This window comes from Brevundimonas sp. AVps7, from assembly GCF_058681545.1.
The window spans coordinates 2,012,954-2,034,523 of sequence record NZ_CM178742.1 but is presented as its reverse complement, the minus strand read 5'-3'; the positions used below and the strand labels follow the sequence as shown (position 1 = coordinate 2,034,523).

At 67.2% G+C, this 21,570-nt stretch carries 24 protein-coding genes; 17 read left to right on the top strand and 7 right to left on the bottom strand.

The window, feature by feature from the left end:
- Positions 1-5: 5 nt before the first annotated feature.
- From nuoN to ACW17Y_RS10120, 17 genes are all read left to right on the top strand, one after another.
- On the top strand, positions 6-1,451 hold the full coding sequence (gene nuoN, locus ACW17Y_RS10200) for an NADH-quinone oxidoreductase subunit NuoN (protein WP_492035604.1): 1,446 nt from the start codon (positions 6-8) through the stop codon (positions 1,449-1,451).
- Positions 1,452-1,455: 4 nt separating this feature from the next.
- Positions 1,456-2,217 carry a biotin--[acetyl-CoA-carboxylase] ligase gene (locus ACW17Y_RS10195; RefSeq protein WP_492035603.1) on the top strand — a complete coding sequence of 254 codons (762 nt, stop codon included), beginning with the start codon at positions 1,456-1,458 and terminating at the stop codon, positions 2,215-2,217.
- Complete coding sequence (locus ACW17Y_RS10190) at positions 2,214-2,996, top strand: type III pantothenate kinase (protein WP_492038284.1); 783 nt, start codon at positions 2,214-2,216, stop codon at positions 2,994-2,996. Before ACW17Y_RS10195 ends, ACW17Y_RS10190 begins: the two co-directional genes overlap by 4 nt.
- On the top strand, positions 2,993-4,669 hold the full coding sequence (locus ACW17Y_RS10185) for a ribonuclease J (protein WP_492035602.1): 1,677 nt from the start codon (positions 2,993-2,995) through the stop codon (positions 4,667-4,669). The genes ACW17Y_RS10190 and ACW17Y_RS10185 overlap by 4 nt, the downstream gene beginning before the upstream one ends.
- Positions 4,670-4,672: 3 nt before the next feature.
- Positions 4,673-5,599 (top strand): hypothetical protein, encoded by a 927-nt coding sequence (locus ACW17Y_RS10180; protein WP_492035601.1) that lies wholly within the window; start codon positions 4,673-4,675, stop codon positions 5,597-5,599.
- A 25-nt stretch (positions 5,600-5,624) separates the two neighbouring features.
- Positions 5,625-6,047, top strand: coding sequence for a methylmalonyl-CoA epimerase (mce, locus tag ACW17Y_RS10175; RefSeq protein WP_492035600.1), 423 nt, complete (start codon positions 5,625-5,627; stop codon positions 6,045-6,047).
- Entirely contained in the window at positions 6,047-6,310 is a 264-nt protein-coding gene (locus ACW17Y_RS10170) for a DUF1467 family protein (RefSeq protein WP_492035599.1), read from the top strand. Before mce ends, ACW17Y_RS10170 begins: the two co-directional genes overlap by 1 nt.
- An 83-nt stretch (positions 6,311-6,393) precedes the next feature.
- A complete protein-coding gene (gene proS / locus ACW17Y_RS10165; protein WP_492035598.1) occupies positions 6,394-7,707 on the top strand; it encodes a proline--tRNA ligase in 1,314 nt (437 codons plus the stop codon).
- Positions 7,704-9,005, top strand: a complete 1,302-nt coding sequence (locus ACW17Y_RS10160) for a lipoprotein-releasing ABC transporter permease subunit (protein ID WP_492035597.1) — start codon at positions 7,704-7,706, stop codon at positions 9,003-9,005. Before proS ends, ACW17Y_RS10160 begins: the two co-directional genes overlap by 4 nt.
- Positions 8,998-9,699 carry an ABC transporter ATP-binding protein gene (locus ACW17Y_RS10155; RefSeq protein ID WP_492035596.1) on the top strand — a complete coding sequence of 234 codons (702 nt, stop codon included), beginning with the start codon at positions 8,998-9,000 and terminating at the stop codon, positions 9,697-9,699. The genes ACW17Y_RS10160 and ACW17Y_RS10155 overlap by 8 nt, the downstream gene beginning before the upstream one ends.
- 54 nt (positions 9,700-9,753) lie before the next feature.
- Positions 9,754-10,338 carry an orotate phosphoribosyltransferase gene (gene pyrE, locus ACW17Y_RS10150; RefSeq protein WP_492035595.1) on the top strand — a complete coding sequence of 195 codons (585 nt, stop codon included), beginning with the start codon at positions 9,754-9,756 and terminating at the stop codon, positions 10,336-10,338.
- The gene (locus ACW17Y_RS10145; RefSeq protein WP_492035594.1) at positions 10,338-11,114 is read left to right on the top strand and encodes a pyridoxine 5'-phosphate synthase; all 777 of its coding nucleotides are present in this window, start codon (positions 10,338-10,340) and stop codon (positions 11,112-11,114) included. Before pyrE ends, ACW17Y_RS10145 begins: the two co-directional genes overlap by 1 nt.
- Positions 11,111-11,512, top strand: coding sequence for a holo-ACP synthase (gene acpS, locus ACW17Y_RS10140; RefSeq protein ID WP_492035593.1), 402 nt, complete (start codon positions 11,111-11,113; stop codon positions 11,510-11,512). Before ACW17Y_RS10145 ends, acpS begins: the two co-directional genes overlap by 4 nt.
- A 389-nt stretch (positions 11,513-11,901) precedes the next feature.
- The gene (lepB, locus tag ACW17Y_RS10135) at positions 11,902-12,693 is read left to right on the top strand and encodes a signal peptidase I (protein WP_492038283.1); all 792 of its coding nucleotides are present in this window, start codon (positions 11,902-11,904) and stop codon (positions 12,691-12,693) included.
- Positions 12,693-13,406, top strand: a complete 714-nt coding sequence (gene rnc, locus ACW17Y_RS10130) for a ribonuclease III (protein WP_492035592.1) — start codon at positions 12,693-12,695, stop codon at positions 13,404-13,406. The genes lepB and rnc overlap by 1 nt, the downstream gene beginning before the upstream one ends.
- Entirely contained in the window at positions 13,403-14,356 is a 954-nt protein-coding gene (gene era / locus ACW17Y_RS10125) for a GTPase Era (protein ID WP_492035591.1), read from the top strand. Before rnc ends, era begins: the two co-directional genes overlap by 4 nt.
- 84 nt (positions 14,357-14,440) lie before the next feature.
- On the top strand, positions 14,441-15,679 hold the full coding sequence (locus ACW17Y_RS10120; RefSeq protein ID WP_492035590.1) for a serine hydrolase domain-containing protein: 1,239 nt from the start codon (positions 14,441-14,443) through the stop codon (positions 15,677-15,679).
- On the opposite strand, the gene ACW17Y_RS10115 is transcribed toward ACW17Y_RS10120, so the two are convergent.
- From ACW17Y_RS10115 to ACW17Y_RS10085, 7 genes are all read right to left on the bottom strand, one after another.
- Complete coding sequence (locus ACW17Y_RS10115; protein ID WP_492035589.1) at positions 15,676-16,923, bottom strand: helix-turn-helix domain-containing protein; 1,248 nt, start codon at positions 16,921-16,923, stop codon at positions 15,676-15,678. The two genes, ACW17Y_RS10120 and ACW17Y_RS10115, sit on opposite strands and share 4 nt — an antisense overlap.
- Positions 16,924-17,019: 96 nt before the next feature.
- Positions 17,020-18,882 (bottom strand): autotransporter domain-containing protein, encoded by a 1,863-nt coding sequence (locus ACW17Y_RS10110; protein WP_492035588.1) that lies wholly within the window; start codon positions 18,880-18,882, stop codon positions 17,020-17,022.
- Positions 18,883-19,196: 314 nt separating this feature from the next.
- Entirely contained in the window at positions 19,197-19,586 is a 390-nt protein-coding gene (locus ACW17Y_RS10105) for a DUF1801 domain-containing protein (RefSeq protein ID WP_492035587.1), read from the bottom strand.
- A 1-nt stretch (position 19,587) separates the two neighbouring features.
- Entirely contained in the window at positions 19,588-19,974 is a 387-nt protein-coding gene (locus tag ACW17Y_RS10100) for a DoxX family protein (RefSeq protein WP_492035586.1), read from the bottom strand.
- A gap of 3 nt (positions 19,975-19,977) precedes the next feature.
- Positions 19,978-20,616, bottom strand: a complete 639-nt coding sequence (locus ACW17Y_RS10095) for a glutathione S-transferase family protein (protein WP_492035585.1) — start codon at positions 20,614-20,616, stop codon at positions 19,978-19,980.
- Positions 20,613-21,053, bottom strand: a complete 441-nt coding sequence (locus ACW17Y_RS10090; RefSeq protein WP_492035584.1) for a VOC family protein — start codon at positions 21,051-21,053, stop codon at positions 20,613-20,615. Before ACW17Y_RS10090 ends, ACW17Y_RS10095 begins: the two co-directional genes overlap by 4 nt.
- 21 nt (positions 21,054-21,074) lie before the next feature.
- The gene (locus ACW17Y_RS10085) at positions 21,075-21,569 is read right to left on the bottom strand and encodes an SRPBCC family protein (protein WP_492035583.1); all 495 of its coding nucleotides are present in this window, start codon (positions 21,567-21,569) and stop codon (positions 21,075-21,077) included.
- Position 21,570 lies beyond the last annotated feature (1 nt).

Below are 21,570 nucleotides of genomic sequence, written 5' to 3'. Positions count from 1 at the left end.
GAATAATGCCTGACCTGTCCTACGCCCTGAACCTCGCCGCCTCGGAGCTTACGCTCGCGATCGGCGCCCTCGTCCTGCTGATGCTCGGCGCCTTCATCGGCGAGAAGTCGGCGCGGCTGATCTCGATCCTGTCGGTGGCCCTGCTGGTCGCCGCCGCGGCCGTCGCCGCCACCGGCCCTCTGGGTCAGGCCTTCAACGGCGCATACGTGGCAGACCCGCTGGCCATCTACGCCAAGGTCGCGATCTACATCGCCTCGGCCTTCGCCGTCGTCCTGGGCGGCGGCTGGATGCAGCGGATGAACATCGCCCGCTTCGAGTTCCCGATCCTGATCGTCCTGGCCGCCGTCGGCATGGGCATGATGGTGTCGTCGGGCGACCTGATCTCGCTGTATGTCGGGGTCGAGCTGCACTCGCTGGCCCTCTACATCCTCGCCGCCTACCACCGCGACGACCTGAAGGCCTCGGAAGCCGGCCTGAAGTATTTCGTCCTCGGCGCCCTGTCGTCGGGTCTGCTGCTCTACGGCTCCAGCCTGATCTACGGCTTCGCCGGCTCGATGCGGTTCGAGGACATCGCCGCCTACGCCGCTGCAAACCCCGGCCCGGGCCTGATCTTCGGTCTGGTGTTCCTGATCTGCGGTCTGGCGTTCAAGGTCTCGGCTGCGCCGTTCCACATGTGGACGCCCGACGTCTACGAAGGCGCGCCGACGCCGGTCGTGGCCCTGTTCGCCACCGCGCCGAAGATGGCCGCCATGGTCCTGTTTGCCCGCGCCCTGTCGGAAGGCTTCCTCGGGGCCCACGACCAGTGGGCCCAGGTCCTGATCCTGATCGCCCTGGCCAGCTTCGTGGTCGGCGCCTGGGGCGGTCTGGCCCAGAAGGACGTCCAGCGCCTGCTGGCCTATTCCTCGATCGCCAACATCGGCTACGCCGTCCTCGGCATCGCCGCCGGCACCGAACAGGGCCTGCAGGCCATGATCACCTTCATGACCCTGTACATGATCGACACCATGGGCTTCTTCGCCATCCTGCTGTCGCTGAGCCGGAACGGTCGTCCGATCCGCAAGATCGCTGACCTCGCGGGCCTGAAGAACGATCGACCGCTGACGGCGCTCGCCATCACCATCCTGTCGCTGTCGGTCCTGGGCATGCCCCCGTTCTCGGGCTTCTGGGGCAAATACTATGTCTTCGGCGCCGCCGCCTCGGCCGGCTACTGGATGGTCGCCGCCGCCGGTCTGGTGGCCTCGGTCGTGGCCGCCTTCTACTATCTGCGCATCATCAAGCTGATGTGGTTCGACGCGGCCCCCGAGGGCACGGCGCCGACCGACAAGGCTCCGGTGGAAGCCCAGTGGATCGGCTGGGCCTGCGCGGCCTTCTCCTTCCCGCTGGTCATCGTCGGCCTGACCTGGCTGGAGCCCCTGACCCGTATCGCGGCGACCGGTTTCGGAGCGGGGTAGGGCGGTGACGCCTGCCATCCACCTGCTCGACGAGATCGATTCCACCAACGCAGAGGCCCGCCGCCGGGCCGAGGCCGGGGAAACCGCGCGTCAGTGGATCGTCGCCCGCCGCCAGTCCGCCGGGCGCGGGCGTCGGGGGCGCGAGTGGAACAGCGACAGCGGCAACCTGTTCGCCACCCTGCTGACCCTCACACCCAAGTCTCCCGCCGAGGCGGCGCAGGTGACCTTCGTCGCCGCCCTGGCCGTCGCCGACCTGCTTGACGCTTTCGCCGTTCCCGGCGTGGTCTCGATCAAATGGCCCAACGATGTGCTGATCGCGGGCGACAAGGCTTCAGGCATCCTGATCGAGTCCGGCGTCCACGCGAACGGCGCCCTGTGGCTGGCCGTCGGTATCGGCGTTAACCTGGCTCATGCGCCGGAGGGGACCGAGCGGCCGGCCACCAGCCTCGCTGCCCACCTGCGCGCCGACATTGCCTATCCGCCCCCGGTCGAGGCCGCCGCGACCGTCCTGGCCGAGGCCTTCGCCGTCTGGCAGGCGCGCTGGGAGAGCCTCGGTTTTCAGCCCATCCTCGACGCCTGGATCGCGCGCACCAACGGCCTGGACGGCCCCTGCGTCGCCCGGCTGGGTAATGAGACGGTCGAGGGTGTCGCCGAGGGCGTGGCCCCGGACGGCGCCCTTCGCCTGCGCACGTCGGACGGCGCCCTGCGTCTCGTTTCGGCGGGCGATGTCTTCTTCGGTTCGGACGCGCAGGGGAGGGCCGCCTGATGCTTCTCGCCATCGAACAGGGCAACACCAACACGCTGTTCGCGGTCCATGACGGCGAAAGCTGGATCGCCCAGTGGCGCACCGCCACCGAGGCCAGCCGCACCGCCGACGAATACGCCGTCTGGCTGACCCAGCTGCTGGCCATGCGGAAGATCGATCTCGCGTCCCTGACCGGCTGCATCATCTCCAGCGTCGTGCCGCAGTCGATCTTCAACCTGCGCAACCTCGCGCGCCGCTACCTGTCGGTCGAACCCCTTGTCATCGGCGACAATGTCGAACTCGGCATCCCGGTGCGGATCAAGAAACCCAGCGAGGCGGGCGCCGACCGGCTGGTCAACGCCATCGGCGCGCATCTGGTCTATCCGGGCGACCTGATCGTCATCGACAGCGGCACCGCGACGACCTTCGACGTCATCGCCGCCGACGGCGCCTTCGAGGGCGGGGCCATTGCGCCCGGCATCAACCTGTCGCTCCAGGCTCTTCACGAGGCGGCGGCCATGCTGCCGCGCATCGCCATCCAGAAACCGGACACGGTGATCGGCAAGGACACCGTGTCCAACATGCAGTCCGGGGTTTTCTGGGGCTATGTCGGCCTCATCGAGGGCATGGTCTCGCGCATCAAGGCGGAGTGGGGCAAACCCATGACCGTCATCGGAACCGGAGGCGTCGCCTCCCTGTTCGAGGGGGCGACCCCGGCCATCGACCGGTTCGATCCGGACCTGACCATCCGCGGCCTGCTCGAAATCTGGCGCCGCAATACCCATCTGACGGACACATGACAAAAGCAAAACCTAACGACGAACTCGTCTTCCTGCCGCTCGGCGGCTCGGGCGAGGTCGGAATGAACCTGAACTGCTACGGCTACGGCCCCGAAGACAATCGTCAGTGGATGATCGTCGACGTCGGCGTGACCTTCGGCGACCTCTCGACGCCCGGCGTGGACATCATCGTTCCGGACCCGTCCTTCCTCGAGGGCGAGAACATCCGCGGGATCGTCCTGACCCACGCGCACGAGGACCACATCGGGGCGCTGCCCTGGCTGTGGAGCCGGATCAAGGCGCCCCTGTACGCCACCCCCTTCACCGCCTTCCTGATCCGCGAGAAGTTGCGCGACAACGGCGTCAAGGACGTCAAGATCATCGAAATCCCGATGGGCGGGCATGTCGACCTCGGCCCGTTCCAGGTCGATTTCGTCACCATGACTCATTCGATCGCCGAGCCGAACGGCCTGAAGATCACCACGCCCCTGGGAACGGTCTTCCACACCGGCGACTGGAAGCTGGATCCGGCTCCGGTCATCGGTCAGCCGACCGACATCGCCACGATCACGAAGATGGGTGACGACGGCCTGCTGGCCATGGTCTGCGACAGCACCAACGTCTTCGTCGAGGGCGAAGCGGGTTCGGAAACCGAGGCGCAGGACGGCCTGATCGAACTGATCGGCAGCCTGAAGAAGGGTCGTATCGCCGTCGGCTGTTTCGCCTCCAACGTCGCCCGCATGGTCAGCGTCATCAAGGCCGCGGACAAGGCGGGGCGTCGCGTCGCACTGGCCGGTCGCTCGATGCACCGCATCACCGCCGCCGCCCGCCACGTCGGCCTGTTCAATGACAGTCAGCGCATCCTGACCGAGGACGAGGCCCGTCACTGGCCGGCGGACGAGATCCTGTATCTGTGCACCGGCAGCCAGGGCGAGGATCGCGCCGCCCTGTCGCGCGTCGCCGACGGGTCGCACCTCTTCATCAAGCTGGGGCTGGGCGACCACTGCATCTTCTCATCGCGGGTCATTCCTGGCAACGAACTGGCCATCGCCAACCTGCAGGACCGGATGGCCGACCGGGGCGTGCGCCTCTACACCGAGAAGGATCACCCCGGCATCCACGTCTCCGGCCACCCGTGCCGCGACGAGATGAAACAGATGTACGCCTGGGCTCGCCCGCGCATCTCGGTCCCGACCCACGGCATGCGTCGCCACCTGATGGAGCATGCCGCCTTCGCCCGGGATCTGGGCGTCGAGGAGACGGTCACCCCGCGCAACGGCGACCTCGTTCGTCTGGCTCCCGGCAAGGCCGTGATCATCGACGAGGTGCCCAACGGCCGCCTCTATGTCGACGGCGGCATGGTGGTGACCGAGAAGGGCGAGGCCCTGCGCGAACGTCGCCACGCCTCGACCAACGGCGTGCTGGTCGTCAGCTTCGCCATGGACAAGCGCGGCAAGATCGTCAGCGACATCGACGTCCGCGCCATCGGCCTGCCGGGCGACGAGGTCACGCCTCTGGGTGACGCCCTGGACGATCTGGCCGAGCGCGTTGAACAGGTCGTGGGCTCGCTGAAGAACGAGGCCCGCGACGACGATGATGTGGTCGAACAGGCCGTGGCGCGGGTGCTGAAGAAGGCCTCGCAGCAGATCTGGGACCGCCGCCCGATCGTCGAGACGGTGATCCTGAGGCTGTAATCGATGCGGCGCCCTTCGTTCGAATCCGTTCGGGACAGAGGGCGCCGCTTCAAGGATCGCGTCAGAAACGCCCGTTATCCGCTCACCGGCTGGCGCAAGTGGTCGGTGATCGCGGGGCAGGGGCTGGCCGGGTTTGTCGTCCTGTTCCTGGCGATCAATCTGGTGCTCAGCCTGTCGACCTTCCGGGGCGAGGACCCGGGGTCGCGGACAGCGCACGAACTGGCCGTCCTGTGGTTCAGCACGACCGGCGAGAGGCCGACCCCGGACGAGGCCTTCCGCATCATCCACGGCGGGAATCTGGGCGACAATCCCTCAGCCGGCCAGATCCGGGCCCATTTCGAGCGGGCTTCGGAGGGCGGCACCTTCCTGCTCGATCAGGTGATGGTCGACCGGATCCAGGCCATCAACGGGCGTATCGACAGTCGGGTCTTGCCGCCCGGCGTCTATGTCGGCGCCCATGCCCTGGGGCCGGACGATGCGCCTCTGGTCTGGGTGACCAAATGGATGGGTCAGTATCTGCTGTTCCCGCGGCATGCGTACATTCTGGTTGTTCCGGAGGAGGGCGTGGCCCTTGCCTTCTCGGCCAGCCAGGAGGGCAAGTTCCCCGGGGACACTGACGCGCCCGACCGGTTGTCGGCCCGACTCGCGCCCTATGACGACGCCGCCTACGACTTCCCCAGTTCGGGCGAGGCGCTGCACGAAATGACCATTGTCAGCCGCGACCCCGCCGTGGTCGCGGAGGCCCCGGCCGCGCTGGACCGCGCACGCCGCGACCTCGAAGCGTTGAACGAGCCTTACGGCCTGCTCGCGCCCAATTCCAACACCGTGGTCGGCTGTATCCTCGAGGGGGCCGGCCTGATGTCGGCCGAGGTGCGACGATCCACCCTGCTCGCCTTGCGGGCTCCGGGCATGGGGGCGGCTTGCCCGTGATCGGGGGAGGGGCCATAGCGACAGCATGATCGGCAGACTCAACCATATCGGCGTCGCGACCCCCTCCATCGAGGCCAGCGTCGCCCTGTACCGCGACATGCTTGGCGCGACCCAGGCGGGCGAGCCGTTCGACCTGCCGGCCCAGGGCGTGCGTGTCTGTTTCATCGATCTGCCCAATTCGCAGATCGAACTGATCGAGCCGCTGGGCGACGACAGCCCGATCCACGGCTTTCTGGCCAAAAACCCCAGGGGCGGCCAGCACCACGTCTGTTTCGAGGTCGAGGACATTCTCGTCGCCCGCGACGCCATGCGGGCGAAGGGCGCGACCCTGCTTGGCACGGGCGAGCCCCGCATCGGCGCCCACGGCACGCCCATCCTGTTCCTGCATCCGAAGGACATGGGCGGGGTGCTCGTCGAACTGATGGAAACTCCGAAGGAAGCCCACTGATGCCCATCGGCCCGATCACCATGTTCGCCATCTACATCGTCGTCTGGTGGGTGGTGCTGTTCACCGTCCTGCCGCTGGGCACCTCAAGCGAGACGCACGAGCCGCCGACCGACGGCAGCCAGTGGGGCGCGCCCAGGACCCCGGATCTCAAGCGCAAATTCATCACCACGACCTGGGTGTCCTTCCTGCTGTGGCTGTTTGTGATGTGGCTGGTCTTCATCGGCTGGATGCCCCTGCCGGACCTGGCGCCGCCGGTTCCCTGATCCCGCCCTTGGCCGCCTAGCTTTTGCCCCGCTGTCCCGGCTAAAGCTGACCACCCCTGACGCCTTCCGAATTCGAGACGCCCATGCGCCTGTCGCGCTATTTCCTGCCCACGCTGAAAGAGGCGCCCTCGGACGCCCAGATCGTCTCGCATCAGCTGATGCTGCGCGCCGGGATGATCAAACAGGAGGCCGCCGGCATCTATGCCTGGTTGCCGCTGGGCCTGCGCGTCCTGAACCGCATCGAACAGATCGTGCGCGAGGAGCAGGAGCGGGCAGGGGCGGTCGAACTTCTGATGCCGACGCTGCAACTGGCTGACCTGTGGCGCGAGAGCGGCCGCTACGACGCCTATGGCCCCGAGATGCTGCGCATCACCGACCGGCACGAGCGCGAGCTGCTGTACGGGCCCACCAACGAGGAGATGATCACCGACATCTTCCGCAGCTTCGTCAAATCCTACAAAGCCCTGCCGCTGAACCTCTTCCACATCCAGTGGAAGTTCCGCGACGAGCGCCGTCCGCGTTTCGGCGTCATGCGCGGTCGCGAGTTCCTGATGAAGGACGCCTATTCCTTCGATCTGGACGAGGCGTCGGCGCGCACCGCCTATAACCGCATGTTCGTCGCCTATCTGAACACCTTCGCCCGCCTGGGTCTGAAGGCCGTGCCGATGCGCGCCGACACCGGCCCGATCGGCGGCGACCTGTCGCACGAGTTCATCGTCCTGGCGGAGACCGGCGAGAGCGAGGTCTTCTGCGACAAGAAGCTGGTCGAGATGGCCGCCCCCGGACACGACTTCGGCGCCGAGGCCGTACAGGCGGTCTTCGACGAGCGCACGGCCCTCTATGCCGCGACCGAAGAAATGCACGACGCGGCCCGGTTCGAGGCCCAGACGGCGGAAGGCGACCGCCTGTCGGCGCGGGGCATCGAGGTCGGCCACATCTTCTACTTCGGGACCAAATACTCCGAGCCGATGAAGGCCAGGGTGGCCGGGCCGGACGGCGTCGATACCAACGTCCACATGGGCTCCTACGGCGTCGGCGTGTCGCGTCTGCTGGGCGCGATCATCGAGGCCAGCCACGATGAGGCGGGCATCATCTGGCCCGACGCCGTGGCTCCGTTCGACGTGGTCGTCATCAACCTGCGCGCCAGCGACCCGTCGGTCTGCGAGGCCTGCGAGGCGGCCGTCGAGGCTCTGGAGAAGGCCGGCAAGTCGGTCCTCTATGACGACACCGACGAGCGTCCGGGCGGCAAGTTCGCCACCGCCGACCTGATCGGCATTCCGTGGCAACTGGTCATCGGTCCCAAGGGCGTGGCCGAGGGCGTGGTCGAGCTGAAGCGTCGGGCGACCGGCGAGAAGTCGACCGTGGCCCTGGACGCCGCTCTGGAGGCCATCGGTTGACGGTCAGCACGACGACCCCTCCGCCCAAACCCGCCGGCGCCTTCTCCGCCTGGGAGATCGGTCTGGCCCTCCGCTACCTGCGCGCCAAGCGCAAGGAGGGCGGGGTCGCAACCATCGCCATCATCTCCTTCATCGGCATCATGCTGGCCGTCGCCGTGCTGATCAGCGTGATGAGCATCATGGCCGGGTTCCGCAACGAACTGCTGGGCCGGATGCTGAGCTTCAACGGCCATATGTACGTCCAGGGCGACGTGCTGATCGCGCCGAACCGCGACGCCATCGTCGATCGTCTGCGCGGCGTCGAGGGCGTCGTCAGCGTCACGCCGCTGACGGAGTCCCAGGCCATCATCCGGGCGGGCGGCCAGACGACAGGCGCCTTCGTGCGCGGCATCGCCCCGGCCGACCTCGACACCATGCAATACGTCAACGCCAGCCTGTCGGACCAGGCGCGCGCCAGTTTCGGCCAGGGCGCCTACGGCGGCGACAATATCCTGATCGGCCAGGCTCTGGCGGATGCGCTGGGCCTGCGCGTCGGCGATCCGATCGAGCTTTATTCGCCGACCGGCGCCGACTCGGCCTTTGGCAATCTCGGCGGCCTGAACAAGACCTACACCGTCGGCGGGACCTACTCATCGGGCACTGCCGACTACGATCGCGCCTTCATCTTCATGCCGCTGGAACAGGCCCAGCTCTTCTTCGGCAAGGAAGGCGTCTGGGACGTGATCGAGATGAAGGTCCAGGACCCGGACCGGGTCGGCGAGTATCTCGCGCCCGTGCGCGAGGCGGCGGGACCCGGCGGCTTCGTCGTCGACTGGCGCGACAAGCTGGCCGCCTTCTGGGGCGCGTTGAAGGTCGAGCGGGTGGCGATGTCGATCATCCTCGGCCTCGTCGTGGCCATTGCCGCCATGAACATCATCTCCGGCATCGTCATGCTGGTGAAGAACAAGGGCAGGGACATCGCCATCCTGCGGACCATCGGGGCCAGTCCGTCGTCGATCCTGCGGGTCTTCTTCATGGCCGGGGCGACCATCGGCGTGGCGGGGACGCTGGCCGGTCTGATCCTGGGTCTGTTGTTCTGCCTCAACATCGGCTCGATCCAGCATTTCCTGGAGGCGATCACCGGGGTCCAGCTGTTCAACGCCGACGTCTATATGCTCGACGCCATCCCGGCCGAGGTCGATCCCGTCGACGTCATGTGGGTGGCCTTCTGGTCCCTGCTGATGAGCTGTTTCGCCAGCCTGCCGCCGTCATGGAATGCGTCGCGGATCGATCCGGTGGAGGCCCTGCGCTATGAATAGCCCGGTCCTCTCCCTGCGCGGCGTGACCCGCACCTACACCACCGGCACCGGCGATCTGACCGTACTCAAGGGCGTCGATCTCGACATCTTCCCGGGCGAACTGGTCGGGCTGATCGGCCCGTCGGGGTCCGGCAAGTCGTCCTTGCTGCACGCCGCCGGCCTGCTGGAGCGCCCGACCTCAGGGGAGGTCCGCATCGACGGCGAGGATGTCGGCCAGCTCGACGAGCGCGCCCGCACTCGCCTGCGCCTCAGCCGCGTTGGCTTCGTCTACCAGTTCCACCACCTGCTGCCGGAGTTCGACGCGCGCGATAACGTCGCCCTGCCGATGCGGATCGCCGGCTACTCGCAGGACCAGGCCCGCGCCCGCGCCGAGGAAGCGCTCGGGTCGCTCGGTCTGTCCGAGCGCACCCTGCACCAGCCGGCCCAGATGTCTGGCGGGGAACAACAACGTGTCGCCCTGGCCCGCGCCCTGGCCAACAGGCCGCGCCTGCTGCTGGCCGATGAGCCGACCGGCAACCTCGATCCGGCCACCAGCCAGACCGTGTTCGAGTCGCTGCAGAAACTGGTCAAGGAGACCGGTGTCGCCGCCCTGATCGCCACCCACAATATGGAACTGGCCGGCCATATGGACCGCGTCTTCGCCCTGAAGGACGGCCATCTGGAAGAGCGCCTGGCCGAGAGCCGGGAATACTGACGCAGGCGCAAGGCTACGCTTCACCTGACGGGGTTCACGTCCTAGAACGTCGCCATGAACACCGAAGACGTCCTGAACGAGTTCCGCGCCGCCGGCGCCCTGCGCGAGGGGCATTTCGTCCTGTCGTCGGGCCTGCACAGCCCGGTCTTTCTGCAGAAAAACCTGGTCTTCATGGACGGCACCCGCTGCGAGCGGCTGTGCAAGGCTCTGGCGGAGAAGATTGTCGCGACTGTCGGACCAGTCGATGTCGCCATCTCGCCCGCCGTCGGCGGCATCATCCCCGGCTATGAGACCGCCAAACACCTGGACGTGCGGTCGATGTACGTCGAGCGTGAGGGCGGGGCGTTCAAACTGCGTCGGGGCTTCCACGTCGAACCGGGCGAGAAGGTCGTCATGGTCGAGGACATCGTCACCACAGGCCTGTCGAGCCGGGAGTGCATCGCCGCCATTCAGGAGGCGGGCGGCACGGTCGTCGCGGCTGCCTGCATCGTCGATCGCTCGGGCGGCAAGGCCGATGTCGGGGTGCCACTGGTCGCCCTGGCGTCGCTGGAAGTGCCTGCATATCCCGCCGACGCCCTGCCGCCCGAACTGGCGGCCCTCCCGGTCGAGGATCCGGGCAGCCGGCGGTTGTCGAAGTGATGCGCTCGCCCGTCCGCCTCGGGGTCAATATCGACCATGTCGCGACGGTCCGGAACGCGCGTGGCGGCGTGCATCCCGATCCGGTTCGCGCGGCCGAGGAAGCGATCGGCGCCGGCGCGGACGGCATCACCGCCCACCTGCGTGAAGACAGGCGCCACATCGGCGACGCCGATATCGACGCCCTGACCGCCGTCTGTCGCAAGTTCGGCAAGCCGCTCAACTTCGAGATGGCCGTGACCGACGAGATGCTGGCCATCGCCCTGAAGCACCGCCCGCACGCCGCCTGTCTGGTGCCCGAACGGCGCGAGGAGGTCACCACTGAAGGCGGCCTCGCCGTCGCGGGGCATGAGGCGCGCATCGCTCCGGTCGTAAAGGCCCTGTCGGACGCCGGCATCCGCGTCAGCCTGTTCATCGAACCCTCGGCCGAACAGGTCGAGGCCGCCGCCGCCGTCGGCGCCCAGGTCGTGGAGTTCCACACCGGCCGCTACTGCCATCAGCCCTTCGGCGAGCGCCAGGCGGAGTTCGACCGCCTCGCCGCGGCCTGCGCCCAGGCCGACATCCTCGGGCTGGAAGTCCACGCCGGCCACGGCCTCGATTACGACACCGCCGCCGAGGTCCTGGCCATTCCCGAGATCCGCGAGCTCAACATCGGCCATTTCCTGATCGGTGAGGCGGTCTTCGTCGGTCTCGGCGCCGCCATCTGGCGCATGCGGGACGCGATGAACGAGGCCGTCAATGGGCCCGATGAGGGCGAGCCGATCGTCATCGACCTGTGATCATCGGCATCGGCGCGGACCTGTCGGACATCCGGCGCATCCAGGCGTCGATCGACCGCTTCGGCGACCGCTTCAAGACCCGCTGCTTCACCGAGATCGAACGCACGCGTTCGGAGCGCAAACCCGACGCCGCCTGGAGCTACGCCAAGCGGTTCGCGGCCAAGGAGGCCTGCGCCAAGGCTCTGGGCACCGGCATGCGCCGCGACGTCTACTGGAAGGACATGGGGGTGGTGAACCTGCGCTCCGGTCAGCCGACCCTGGCCCTGACCGGACCCGCGGCGGAACACCTCAAACGGCTGACGCCGCCGGGCCATACGCCGCACATTCATCTGACCCTTTCCGACGAACACCCCTACGCACTCGCCTTCGTGGTGATCGAAGCCTTGCCCACGGCGTAATCGGGCTATACCGCTGCGCGGATACGAGCCGCGTTCGGCGGCCGGGGACGAGCTTTCACACGATGAGCGACAACAAGCCCGAAGACGGCGAGAAGCCCGTGGTCGATACGACGGATGCCGAGTCGTCCTCGGTCGTGAGCCATGACGTCTCGCCCGACGACGTCGATCTGACCCCGGTCGAGTCCGAGGTCGCGGGCGCCGGAGACGTCGACGCCGCCGAAGCGGCCTTCGCCGCCTCTGAGACCGGTCTCCCAGTCGAAGCCGACAGCGCCGTTGCCGGGGAGTCTGCACCCGTCGAGGCCGCACCGATCGCCGCCGCGGCCGCCGCCGCGTCTCGCCCGATCTGGAGCGACGCCGGCGACGCCCCGTTCGACGACCGCAAGGTCAAGATCCCCGGCCCCGCCAAGGTCCGCGTCAAGGATGACGACGACGACGGCGGTTCGGCCGCCTCGGAGACGCTGGAGATTGTCAAGACGGTGGTCGTGGCCTTGGCCATCGCCTTCGTCCTGCGCGTCCTGCTGTTCCAGCCCTTCACCATCCCGTCGGCCTCGATGGAGCCCAACCTCTACGAGGGCGACTACATCGTCGTGTCGAAATGGGCCTACGGCTATTCGAAATTCTCGTCGGGCCTTCCGATCAACCTGCCGCTGGGCGAGGATCGCGTCTTCGGTCGCGCGCCGGAGCGGGGCGACATCGTCGTCTTCAAACTGCCCCGCGACGACAAGACGGACTACATCAAGCGCGTGATCGGCCTGCCCGGCGACACGGTCCAGATGATCCAGAACAAACTCTACATCAACGGCCAGCCGGTTCAGGACGTCGTCGTCAGCGCCGGCGAGGTCAACGACATCTTCGGCCCGCGCCCGGTGACCCAGGTTCGAGAGACCCTGCCGGGCGGCAAGACCATCACGATCCAGGACTTCGGCCCTGGCGGCGATCTGGACGACACCCCGGTCTACGAGGTTCCGGCCGGCCATTACTTCATGATGGGCGACAACCGCGACAACTCGATCGACAGCCGTGTGGAGCAATCCGCCGGCGTGGGTCTGGTCCCGGACGAGAACCTGGTCGGCAAGGCCGAGATCATCATGTTCTCGTGGGAGCCGGGGGCCTCGCTGTTCAACCCTGTCAGCTGGTTCGCCAACGTCCGGCCCAGCCGCTTCTTCCGCGTCCTCGACTGATGGCGAATGCACGGGCCGAGGCGGTGACCGCGTTGGTCGACCGCATCGGCCATGTCTTCCGCGACCCCGCTCTCCTGGAGCGGGCGCTGACCCATTCCAGCGTGGGGGAGGGGGCCGACAAGGCCGCCGGCAAGCCTGCGCGTCACAACGAACGGCTGGAGTTCCTGGGCGACCGCGTCCTGGGCCTGCTGGTCGCCCAGCGGCTGCACAATGACTATCCGTCTGCGGACGAGGGCGAACTGTCGTCGCGGCTGCACGCCCTCGTCGACAAGCACGCCTGCGGTCGTGTGGGGGAGCGTCTGAAGGTCGGTGACGCCCTGCGCCTGTCGCCCGGCGAGACCAAATCCGGCGGCCGTCGCAAGGAGGGTGTCGTCGCCGACGCCGTCGAAGCCCTGTTGGCCGCCGTTTTCCTCGATGGGGGGCTCGACGCCGCCCGGACCCTGTTCGACCGCGCCTGGGCCGAGGAACTGGCCACGCCGGCCCCGCGCGCCCTGAACAATCCCAAGTCCGCCCTGCAGGAGTGGTCGCAAGGGGCTGGCCGCCCCCTGCCGACCTATCGTGTCGTGGGCCAGACGGGCTCCGACCACGCCCCGACCTTCACGGTCGAGGTTTCCATCGAAGGGGTCGAACCCTTGACCGCGCCCGGACGTTCGCGTCAGGACGCGGAGAAAGCGGCCGCCATGGCCATGCTCCAACGTGAAGGCGTGATTTGACCGATACCAACCCCCAGCAGAACCGCGCAGGCTTCGCCGCCATCATCGGTGCGCCGAACGCCGGCAAGTCGACGCTGGTGAACCGTCTGACGGGGTCCAAGGTCTCCATCGTGACCCAGAAGGTCCAGACGACGCGCTTTCCCGTGCGCGGCATCGCCATCCAGGGCGACGCCCAGATCGTGCTCGTTGACACGCCCGGCATCTTTACCCCGCGCCGTCGCCTCGACCGCGCCATGGTCGCCTCCGCCTGGGGCGGGGCTTCGGACGCCGACGTCGTCGTCCACCTGATCGATGCGGCCTCCCACATCGCCTCGGAAGGCAAGGACGGCACGGGCGCCGACCGCAAGTCGGCCGAGGACACCGAGACCATCATCGCCAACCTGAAGTCCACCGGGACCCAGGTCATTCTGGTGCTCAACAAGATCGACGGCATGCGCCGCGACACGCTTCTGGCCCTGTCCCACAACCTGTTCGAGACCGGCGTCTATTCCGAGGTCTATATGATCTCGGCCCTGTCGGGCGACGGCGTCGACGACCTGAAACAGCGCCTCGCCCTCGGCATGCCCGAGGGGCCGTGGCTCTATCCGGAAGACCAGTCCGCCGACGTGCCGATCCGCGTCCTTGCCGCCGAGATCACGCGCGAGAAGGTCTATCTGCGCGTCCACGAGGAACTGCCCTATTCGGCGGCCGTGGAGACCACCGCCTTCGACGAAAAGGCCGACGGCTCGGCCCGCATCGAACAGACCATCTATGTCGAGCGCGAAAGCCAGCGCCCGATCGTCCTCGGCAAGGGCGGCCAGACCCTGAAATGGATCGGCCAGAAGTCGCGCGAGGAGCTGACCGAACTGCTGGACCGTCCGGTCCACCTGTTCATCACGGTCAAGGTCGATCCGAAATGGCAGGACAGCCGCGCGCTCTACGCCCAGTTCGGCCTCGACTTCAACGCCTAGAGCCTGATCCGACGCTCGCGCGGAAGTGACCGCGTGAACGTCGGTGCGGGGTGACGAATCGTCCGGACCCGTTACCAAGCCCCGATGTTTGATGTTCCGCGTACCGCCGGGAACCACCCCCGGCTTTTCCTCGGCCTGATCGCGGCCGTCGTCCTGATCGGCGGCGCGGGCCTCGCCGCCGTCCTGAGCAGTCAGCCGCTGCCGACGGCCTCGTCGCGGCTCGCCCCCCTGTCGCCACGCCCGCCGCTCGAGATCGTCGAGGCCCTGCCGCAGCTGACCGCCCGCCTGCAACGCGAGGCGGACGCCGGCCGGTTCATGGGCGCGGTCCTGGTCGCGCGCGGCGACGAAATCCTGTTCCGCCAGGCCTACGGGACCGCCGATGTCGCCACCGGCGCGCCGCTGCGGATCGGCTCGCGCTTCCGCCTCGCCTCCATCTCCAAACAGTTCACGGCCGCCGCCATCCTCAAGCTGCAGGACGAGGGGAAGCTGACCATCGGCGATCCGGTCTGCCAGTGGATCCAGCCGTGCCCCGCCGCCTGGGCGCCGCTCAAGATCCACCACCTGATCTCGCACACCTCGGGCATCCCCGACCTGATGGCCCGGCCCGGCTGGGGCAATCGTCGCACGACACCCGCAACGCTCGACGAACTGACCGAGGACTCGAAGCTCTTCCGCCTGTCGTTCGAGCCGGGGACGAAGGTCCGCTACAACAACGCCGGCTTCAACCTGGCCGCCGCCATCGTCGAAAAGGCCAGCGGCCAGCGCTTCGCCGATTATCTGCACACGACCTTCTTCGAGCCCCTGGGCATGAAGGACACCGGCTTCGACGACGACTCCGACCTCGGCATCGTCACCGGCCACGCGACCTTTCCTGAAGGCCTGACCGCCCAGCGCAATCCGAACGTCTCGATCGTCGCGGGCGCCGGGGCCCTCTATTCGACGCTGGACGACCAGCTGGTATGGGAACAGGCCCTGCACAGCGGCCATGTCCTGAGCCCCTACAGCTACGCCCAGATGATCATGGACCATTCCCCGGCCGATCAGCCGAACGAGCGGGGAGGGCGACCGCACCGGGCCTGGGGCTATGGCCTGATGGCCAACCGGCTCGGCACGCGGGTCACGCCCGCCTTCCAGGACTGGGAAATCTACCACACGGGCAGCTGGTCGGGCTTCCGCAACATCGGGATCTGGCAGCCAGATCAGCGGATCGCCGTGATCGTCCTGTCGAACAACTACCACCAGCAGGAGCAGGTCCTGCTGATTTCGCAGCAGGCCATGGCCGAGGCGCTCGGCCATGCGTTCCCCACGGCGCTGGCGGACTAGGCTCGCTTCGCATGGAGTGTTTGAATTCGATCGCGGTCAACGGACGTGGTCCGGACTGAACGGTACTGGCTGGGCGTCATGCCCCTGTGCTTGAGGAAGGCCGCGTTGAAGGTGGATTTGGAGTTGAACCCGACGGCCTCGCTGATGACGAGCACACTATCTGCGCCCGCCACCAGCCGGTCGCAGGCCTCCTCGATGCGTAACCCGTTGACGTAGTCAAAGAAGTTCCGCCCCAGACCGACGTTGAGCGCCTGGCTGACCTGGTGTGGCTTGACCGAACAGGCCTGGGAGAGCGTGGCCATGGTCAGGAACGGGTCGCGCCAGAGCGCGTCTTGCCGGATCGCCCGGTCAATCCTGGCCAGAATCCGCTGACAGTCCTGTTCGTCCAGTCCGGAGCGGGCGTAGGCCGCTTTCGTGCGATCGCCACTGGCGTCCCCCCCGGGCAGAGGCTGCTCTGGTTCAAGAGCCGCGCCGAGAGTTAGAAGCGTAAAGCTCAGGGCCAGGATCGCAACATACAGGTCCGAGCTCCACTCCGGCCAGGCCGCCCCGCCGACGAGTACGAGGACCTGGTCGATGATGACCAGCGCAATGCCGGCCGCACAAAGCCAAAGCAGTCGTCTGATGGGCGAAAGGCCCAGCCCCTCGAAGGTCGAGACCTGTGTGCGAAGCCAGCGCTCGCGCCGGATGAGGCGGCCCACCATCGCCACCCCGGCCCAGACGAGCATGGTGAGCCAGGCGAGCCAGTAAACCAGGACGCCGACAACAGCGACCACCAGCAGGGTGGCCTGGGTGATCTCCGGAAGGTCCTCTCCCCCCGTGAACGCCGCCTCCACAAAGACGGCCCGTTTCAGGTCTCCGTCCAGAAACACCAGCGGGATCAGAAGCGCCCACAGACCCGCCACACTCGCCCAGGGCCAGAGGACAGGCCCTGGCGTCCCTTCACCCGAGACAGCGTTCCCGGTCGGTGTGACCAGCCGGACATGCATGTAGAGGGCCGCGACCAGAAGCGGCAGGTGGAGGAAATCGATGCCGATCAGCACCGGGGCGCGGGTGATGAGGCCAAGGCCGTCAGCCAGCTGAACGACATGGTCATAGCCGAGGAGCCCGATGAAGAGGGCCATCCACAACCGTGCCTGCCGCACCGGCTTTTGTCCGACGCCGCGGGCGACCGCGAACGCACCAAGGCTCGCCACGACGACGCCAAGTCCGACGGCATTGAGGATCAACGAAACGGATACGGTCACTCGATCCTCCTCCGGGGCTCGGGCTGGTTTTCACTGGGGGATCCGCAGGTGAGGGTGCAGTCGAGCCACACCCCCCCCCCCACCTACGCATCCAGATCAGAACTGTGCTGCGATGGAAAGCCGGGCGACCTGGCTGTCGCGGTCATCCCCGGCCAAAGCCCGTTCATAGCTGACGCCGAACTGCCAGCGGTCATCGAGCGAGGCCTCCAGTCCGAGCCGCACCTGCGCGCCCAACCGGCTCGACAGACCCGAACTGGTGATGGCGGCCTGTGCGCTGTTGTCGATCAGCCGGGAAGTCAGCGCGTGGCGTCGGCCAAGAACCCGGTCCGAGATGGTTACGCCCGCGAACGGCGCCAAAACCAGCCGATCGCTCTGATAGGCCGTGAACCTCATTTCCAGATCGTCAGCCAGAACAAGCTGTTCGTGGGTCTGCTTGTTGTAGGCCAGGGCGAGGCCATCTGCACCGCGCTCTTCGGTCTTCCCGAGACGGGTCTGCATATAGTCGGCACGGCTTTCCCAAGACATGCGGACGGGCCCCAGCGAGAAGGACTGGCGCAGGGCCAGGCCGGCTCCGAAGGTGCGCGTGTCGAACTCTGCTTCCGCAATGAGGCCGGGGAGTCCGGTCTCCCGGCTCAGTTCATAGGTCCCCAAGGCATAGGAGGCCCGGGCGATCGCGTCCACACCCCAGAACCGGTGCTCGGCGAAGGCTTGAACGCTGCCGTTGCGGCTTTCAAACACTGAGCCCTCTGCGAAATCCCCTTCCCCGCCGACCCAGCCGGCGGCCACCCCCAGCCGCGAGCGGCCGGGATCGACCCACTGCAGCGTCATCCGGGCCCCGCGCGCGGAATGCGACAGCGAAGGCGCGCTGCCGTTCGAGCGCATCTCCCGCCGACCGTAGAGCGGGCTCAGGCTCAGACTCAAGCCCGATGAGGCGACCTGTTCCGGATCCAGTCCGTCCGGGCCGGCAACCAGCCAATGGTCAGCCTGGGCCAGGTCGGGCAGGCGTGCGGCCGGTTCCGCCGCGCGCCCTTCCGCGCCATCACGGGTCGCCAGGTACCAGCGCGCCAGCAGGTCGTGGGCCCGGCCGCTGAAATGGTTGGTATCGAAAAAGACATACCTGTCCTGCTGTGCGCGATCGGTTGTGCAAAGCGTCTCGCCATCGAAACACGCGGTGTTGAGCGGGGCATCAAACCCCAGCATCCGGGCGTTGTCGGCGACATAGTCGATGAAGGCGTTCTGCCGGACCTGCACGATATGGACCGACTGGTTCGAGCGCGACGCAGCAATCGAGTCCAGCTCCCGATTGATCCCGGCGACCAGCCCGGACACTTCCGCGGCAGTCTGAGGCGTGACCTCCGCCAGCATGGGCAGGCGCGAGACGTCCTGGACGTCAGCGAGATAGATCGTGCGCGCGCCAAGCCCGGCCAGGGTGTCGATGTTTGCGCTGGTGGCCGCCAGCAGAGCCTCGCCCACGAGATCAGAGCTCTCGCCAGTCAGCAGGCGGGTTAGATCATTGGATCCGGCATGGAGATAGAACCGGTCGTCCGGTCTGACCGTGAGCTGTCGGGATTCGACCATGTCCGCGAACAGGGCGATCTGGTTGGCGACTCCGGTGCCGTCGATGGAGCCACGATCCGTCATGTGGGCGCCGGAGACCGCGAAATTCACGCCGTCCCGCCCGACAAGGCCGGAAAGGACGGGACGGATCTCAAGGCCCAGTCGCTCAACCCAGACCGGGCCGTTGGAGTCCCGGCACAGGCCGCCGTCGCAGAAATAGGGCGCGAGGTCCGCTTCCGTCTCGCCCGAAAGGAGCTGGAAATTGCCCTGTTCAAGATCGGAATCGCCGAAAAAGACGTGCTGGGGTCGGGGACGGACGTCCTGGGCGAGGGCTGCAGCACCGGCACTGGAAGCGGCGAGAAGGGTAAGGGTGAAGGCCAGGGTATTGGCGGGTTTTGACATGGAAAGTCCTCAGGTTCGGGTCCGCCGTCCCGATGCCTTTGCGCCGTCCGTGGATCGACCGATCCCATGGGCCCGGACGTGATCGCCTGAGGTTGTTTCCCGCCAGGCCCGGTCGCGGACAGGTCGCCGGTCACGCAGTCACGTCCCGCCTTTCAAGGCTGAGAGATCGATCATGCCGGCAGCGGGTCGGGTTGCAGCTACATCGTGACATGGCCGCCCGATGCGCGGACCGCCGTGATCGTGCTGTCGAAAAATGCCCATCAGCAGGCCATGGGCGGGGCCCTAGGCCATGAGTTCCCCGCGGCGCTGGCGGACTAGGCTCGCTTGGCCGCCTTCGTGGGATCGCCGAGTTCGGCGTTCAGGTCCACGGCCGCCCGGGTCAGGGCGGTGACCGTTGCGGGGGCCAGCGCCTCGCCCTCGACGAGGCTGGCGGTGGCCATCTCGAACTGGCCGCCGGCCTTCAGTTTCGGCTCCCGGTCCAGCAGCCGCTGTCCGCGCCACAGGCCGAACAGCACCCGCTTGCCCTCAGCCCGGATCAGGCAGACCGGTCCGTTCGAGAGGTAGACGAGGTGGCCCCATTTGATCACCTCGTCCATCGATCCCGCCGCCCGGACCGCAGCGCGCAGTTCGGTGACCCGGTCCTTCTGCCAGCCGGTCAGGCCGGCGACATAGGCGTCAGGGCTGGCGGCGGCGAACTTTTCCATCTCAGCGCCGGAAGGGGAACAGCGACCTGAGCCGCTCGTCCCGCAGCCACAGCCCGCCCCACATGACGAGGCCGAGATAGAGGCTGAAAAGCTGGTGGCTGAACAGGGGGCTGTCGACGCGGACCTGGGTCGCCATCGCCCCGCCGAGCAGGCCGGTCATCATGACCGCTCCCAGCACGCTGGTGCGTGGATAGAGGTAGAGGGCGAGGAAGCCGAACTCCATCAGCCCGATTGGCAGCACCCAGTCGGGCGACCAGCCCAGATCGACGAGGGTCTGGGTCGCGATCGGCATGCCCATGAACTTGGGGGTGACCGAGGCGCCCAGCATGAACAGGGCGAACAGACCGGTTAGCATGCGGCCGGTCCAGACCATGGGCGAGGCCTTCATCGTTCAAGCTCGTCGTGCGGCATCGGCGACCGCGAAATGAGCCATCTGGTCAGCGTGGGCCTTTTCAAAAGACGGCCGCGCGGTGATCCGGGCCACATAGGCCTCGGTCGCGGGTCGGTCCCCGAACGCGCGGACGTCCGGGACGCGCAAGACGTCCGCCATGAGCAGGTCGGCGGCCGTGAACCGTCCGGCCGCCAGCCACTCCCGGTCCTTCAGAACCGTCTCGATGTGGCCGAGACGCTTACTCAGCCAGTCCGTCAGTCCATTGTCTGCGGTTCCCGTGATCTTAAGGAACCACCAGGGCACGCTGACCATCTCGACGGAGTTGAGCGCGGCGAAGATCCATTGGACCGTCGCCGCCTCTCCCGCCGGATCGCCGGGCATCAGGGCGTCGCTCTTTTTCGCCAGATGCAGCAGCCCGGCTCCGCTCTCGAACACCTCCAGTGCACCGTCGCTCAGGAACGGGATCTGGCCGAACGGCTGGTGAGCCAGGTGCTCGGGCCCTCGGCCGTCGAAGGGAACGGTCCCGGTTGCATAGGAGAACCCGGCCTCCTCGCACGCCCACCTTAGTCTGAGATCGCGCACGAAGCCTCGCGGCATCTCTGGAACCCAGTCATAGGTCCAGATTGTCAGGCCGCTCATGAACCGGGTTTCCAGCCTTCGGCAGGCAATACGTTGACCATCCAGGGAATACCGAACCGATCCGTCAAACTGCCGTACCCGGGCGACCAGAAGGTTTCGCCGAAGGCCATCCCCACCTTGCCGCCTTCGGCGAGAGCGTCGAACACCCGCTGGCCTTCCTCCAGACTGCTGGAATGGAAGGTCACGTCGAAGCCGTTCTTGGGCTCATTGATCTTCGTCGCCCAGTCCGAGTGCATGTCGGAGCCCATGATCGCCTGGTCGCCGACCTGCAGCCAGCAGTGCATCAGCCAGTCTTTCATCTCGGGCGGCATGTGCATCTCGGGCGGTGCGTCGCCGTACCGCATCGCGGCGGTGATCTCGCCGCCCAGAACCTTGGCGTAGAACTCGAAGGCTTCACGACAATTTCCCGCGAAGCTCAGACTCGTCACGATCTTCATGGTGGCTCCTCCTTGAAATGGTCAGTCCGGGTTGGCGGCCAGCCACGCCTCGAGCCTGTCCAGCGTCGAGGTCCAGCCGTGGGTGTGGCCCGTCAGGCTGCGTTCGGACTTCAGGCCCTCGTGTGTGAACTCCATTCGGGTCTGGCCGTCCGCCGTCTCATGCAGTTCGACGGTGACCAGGGTGTCGGCCGGCGGTCCGTCCTCGTGGCTTTCGTCCCACTTGAAGGTGAAGACCAGCCGCCGGGGTTCGTCGATCTCGCGGTAGTGACCTCCCTGCCAGAGGTCTTCGCCCGTCTCGACCGACCGCAGACAGGCCCGCCATTCGCCGCCGACGCGCAGGTCGTTGGTCCCTGACACCATCGGCCATTCGACCGGGCCCATCCAGTGAACCCGCATCTCCGGCCGGGTCCAGGCGGCCCACAGGAGCGGCCGTGGGGCATCGAACGTCCGGCTCATGTCGAGACGGCGCTCCAGCAGCGTCGGCAATGGCGGCAGGAGGGTTTCGACCTGCGCCATG

Excerpts from the sequence above, each read along its gene's own strand:
- ACW17Y_RS10090 (WP_492035584.1), bottom strand. The coding sequence starts at position 21,053 with ATGAAGATCGTGACGAGTCTGAGCTTCGCGGGAAATTGTCGTGAAGCC.
- ACW17Y_RS10180 (WP_492035601.1), top strand. The coding sequence starts at position 4,673 with ATGCGGCGCCCTTCGTTCGAATCCGTTCGGGACAGAGGGCGCCGCTTC.
- ACW17Y_RS10085 (WP_492035583.1), bottom strand. The coding sequence starts at position 21,569 with ATGGCGCAGGTCGAAACCCTCCTGCCGCCATTGCCGACGCTGCTGGAG.
- ACW17Y_RS10120 (WP_492035590.1), top strand. The coding sequence starts at position 14,441 with ATGTTTGATGTTCCGCGTACCGCCGGGAACCACCCCCGGCTTTTCCTC.
- ACW17Y_RS10100 (WP_492035586.1), bottom strand. The coding sequence starts at position 19,974 with ATGAAGGCCTCGCCCATGGTCTGGACCGGCCGCATGCTAACCGGTCTG.
- ACW17Y_RS10110 (WP_492035588.1), bottom strand. The coding sequence starts at position 18,882 with ATGTCAAAACCCGCCAATACCCTGGCCTTCACCCTTACCCTTCTCGCC.
- ACW17Y_RS10145 (WP_492035594.1), top strand. The coding sequence starts at position 10,338 with ATGCGCTCGCCCGTCCGCCTCGGGGTCAATATCGACCATGTCGCGACG.
- mce (WP_492035600.1), top strand. The coding sequence starts at position 5,625 with ATGATCGGCAGACTCAACCATATCGGCGTCGCGACCCCCTCCATCGAG.
- proS (WP_492035598.1), top strand. The coding sequence starts at position 6,394 with ATGCGCCTGTCGCGCTATTTCCTGCCCACGCTGAAAGAGGCGCCCTCG.
- ACW17Y_RS10155 (WP_492035596.1), top strand. The coding sequence starts at position 8,998 with ATGAATAGCCCGGTCCTCTCCCTGCGCGGCGTGACCCGCACCTACACC.
- ACW17Y_RS10170 (WP_492035599.1), top strand. The coding sequence starts at position 6,047 with ATGCCCATCGGCCCGATCACCATGTTCGCCATCTACATCGTCGTCTGG.
- ACW17Y_RS10105 (WP_492035587.1), bottom strand. The coding sequence starts at position 19,586 with ATGGAAAAGTTCGCCGCCGCCAGCCCTGACGCCTATGTCGCCGGCCTG.
- ACW17Y_RS10185 (WP_492035602.1), top strand. The coding sequence starts at position 2,993 with ATGACAAAAGCAAAACCTAACGACGAACTCGTCTTCCTGCCGCTCGGC.
- ACW17Y_RS10095 (WP_492035585.1), bottom strand. The coding sequence starts at position 20,616 with ATGAGCGGCCTGACAATCTGGACCTATGACTGGGTTCCAGAGATGCCG.
- nuoN (WP_492035604.1), top strand. The coding sequence starts at position 6 with ATGCCTGACCTGTCCTACGCCCTGAACCTCGCCGCCTCGGAGCTTACG.
- rnc (WP_492035592.1), top strand. The coding sequence starts at position 12,693 with ATGGCGAATGCACGGGCCGAGGCGGTGACCGCGTTGGTCGACCGCATC.
- pyrE (WP_492035595.1), top strand. The coding sequence starts at position 9,754 with ATGAACACCGAAGACGTCCTGAACGAGTTCCGCGCCGCCGGCGCCCTG.